Annotated in this window: 2 protein-coding genes; one reads left to right on the plus strand and one right to left on the minus strand. The window is 69.0% G+C overall.

What is annotated here, in order from left to right; all coding sequences use genetic code 11:
* Positions 1–348: 348 nt before the first annotated feature.
* The gene (locus tag ABD151_RS08795; RefSeq protein ID WP_343993399.1) at positions 349–735 is read right to left on the minus strand and encodes an MGMT family protein; all 387 of its coding nucleotides are present in this window, start codon (positions 733–735) and stop codon (positions 349–351) included.
* A gap of 111 nt (positions 736–846) precedes the next feature.
* On the opposite strand from ABD151_RS08795, the gene ABD151_RS08800 reads away from it, so the two are divergent.
* Positions 847–2,376, plus strand: coding sequence for a sulfatase-like hydrolase/transferase (locus tag ABD151_RS08800; RefSeq protein WP_343993401.1), 1,530 nt, complete (start codon positions 847–849; stop codon positions 2,374–2,376).
* The last annotated feature ends 37 nt before the right edge of the window (positions 2,377–2,413 follow it).

Raw genomic sequence — 2,413 nt, forward strand, 5'->3', positions numbered from 1 at the left:
ACACTGTTGAGTTCTCAAACATCAAACGCACCCGAAACCCCGGACCGATCCCGACCCAGTTCCTTCGGCGCAACCTGACCAAACTTACCCGATCCGCCCGACCCCGTCAAACCAGGTCGTTCTGGACCGTGTCTCCACATGGTCGTACACAGGACAGCGCCACCTCTTGCGAGGTTGCAGCCCTGTGTCTGCGGAGATCCGCCACTTCGGCCGGCCGGTTTCCCTGCCTGCCGCTCGCGGCGACAGGTGAAACATTAGAGAACAATTGCCCTCCAACGCAAAACGAACGGGCGTAACGCGCGCCACACCCCGTTCGGGTCGCGCCGCGAGCGCTCCGGGACGCCGGGTTCAGGCGGTGGATGGCCCCTGTTCATGGGCCTTGGCCAACCCGCGCAGTTCGCTCAGCACGGCCTCGTCGGGTTGCCACCAGGCGACCGGGAAGCGGACCGCCCCACTCGGACGACGCACCGTGCCCTCCGCGCTGTACTGCTCCGCGGCCCGGCGCTCCAGCTCGACCGGAAGAGTCCCGTCGGCGCGGACCACACGCCACCACGGCACGCCCGAGCCCTGGGTCGACATCACCCGCGCCACCTGACGCGGACCGCCGCGCCCCAACACCTCGGCGAGCGCCTCCGCGATCGCGCCGTAGCTGGTGGCGCGGCCCACCGGGACGGCCTCGGCGCAGCACAGGACCGCCTCCGCATAGAGAGGGTCGCCGTTCTGACTGTTCCGCACTGCTTCCCGGCCCTCCTGTCGCGCCGCCGCTGGGTGGTTCAGGCCCGCGACTACGCTGGCCGGTGCCCGAGGGGCGACCGCGCCCCTTGTCGATTGAAGCAGAGGTACCCGATGTCGCACGTGAGCCGCTCGACGCGGCGGGGACGCACGCTCTCCGCCTGGGCGGTGGTGACCGCCCTCGGGCTCACCACAGGGCTCGCCGCCTGCAGCGACGACTCACTCCCCGAGGATCTCGGAAAGCGTCCCTCGCCGTCGACCAGTCAACCGGCGCCCGCTGCCGGTGCACCCAACGTCCTGCTGATCACCGCCGACGACATGAGCGTCGACGACATCGCGCACATGCCCGCCCTGCAGTCGCTGATCGCCGATCAGGGCGTCACGCTCACCGACGGCCTCGCTCCCACCCCCCTGTGCGTGCCGGCTCGCGCCTCGCTGCTGACCGGGCAGTACGCCGTCAATCACGGGGCGCGCACGATCAAGGGGCGCACCGGCGGCCCGAAGGCGCTCCGCAAGCCGCAGCGCACCCTGCCCGTCTGGCTCCAGTCGGCCGGCTACGACACGCTCTTCGTCGGCAAGTACCTGAACGGGTACGGGCTGAATCGCCCGAAGCAGATCCCCGCGGGATGGTCGGACTGGCGCGCCAGCATCGACGACAGCACGTACTCCTTCACCGAGACCGAGTTCAACGCCAACGGCCGGATCGTCAAGCCGGAGGGCTACAACACCGACATCATCGCGGACATGTCCCGCGAGGCGCTGGAGTCGCGCGACGCCGAGCGTCCCTTCTACATGTGGGTGAACTACGTGGCGCCGCACATCGGCGGTCCTCGCGAGTCCGACGACCCGAGCGTCGTCTTCGGCGACGATCCCGACGCCCAGCTGAGCACGACGATGCCGGCTGAGAAGTACCGCAACAAGTTCGCCGACCAGGAGCTGCCCGACGTCCCGGAGATGTGGCGCGGCACCAGAGGCAGCCATTGGTACCTGCCGGAGCACTCGTCGAACTACAAGGCAGCGATGCGCGAGGTCAACCAGCAGCGGCTGGAGTCGTTGCTGAGCGTGGACGACGCGATCGCCAACACCGTCGCCGAGCTCGAGGACCAGGGCATCCTCGACGAGACCTACGTCATCGTCACCTCCGACAACGGCTTCATGGTCGGACACAACAACCGGATGGGGAAGGTGCTCCCCTACGACAACTCGTTGCGGATCCCGATCCTGATGCGCGGCCCGGGACTCCCCCGCGGCACCACCAGCGACCTGCCGGTCACCAACCCCGACCTCGCGGCGACGATCGCCGCGATCGCCGGCGCGAAGCCGAACCGTCCCATCGACGGCACCGACGTGCTCTCCCTCCTCCAGGAGCAGAAGAGCGGCAAGCGACCGATCCCGATCTCGGCATGGCCGGTCAAGGGCGGCCGGATCCCGATGTACACCGGGATCCGCTACGGCAGCTACACCTATGTGCTGCCCACCCACGGCCCCGAGGAGCTCTACGACCGCAGCGTCGATCCGGGCGAGAGCCGGAACCTGGCCAGGCAGCCGCGCTACCGGGACCTGCTCAAGCGTCTGCGTGCCTGGGAGGCGGAGTATCGCGACTGCGCCGGCGACGCCTGTCCCAAGGAGTACGAGCTGAGCTGAGGCAGCGGCCCTCCGCGCGGTGCGCACGAACGACAGG

Origin of the sequence: Nocardioides dubius (genome assembly GCF_039528155.1) — a bacterium.
Taxonomy (GTDB): domain Bacteria; phylum Actinomycetota; class Actinomycetes; order Propionibacteriales; family Nocardioidaceae; genus Nocardioides; species Nocardioides dubius.

What these genes read in the sequence shown, in the direction of transcription:
- ABD151_RS08800 (WP_343993401.1), top strand. Translation starts at nt 847, where the DNA reads ATGTCGCACGTGAGCCGCTCGACGCGGCGGGGACGCACGCTCTCCGCC.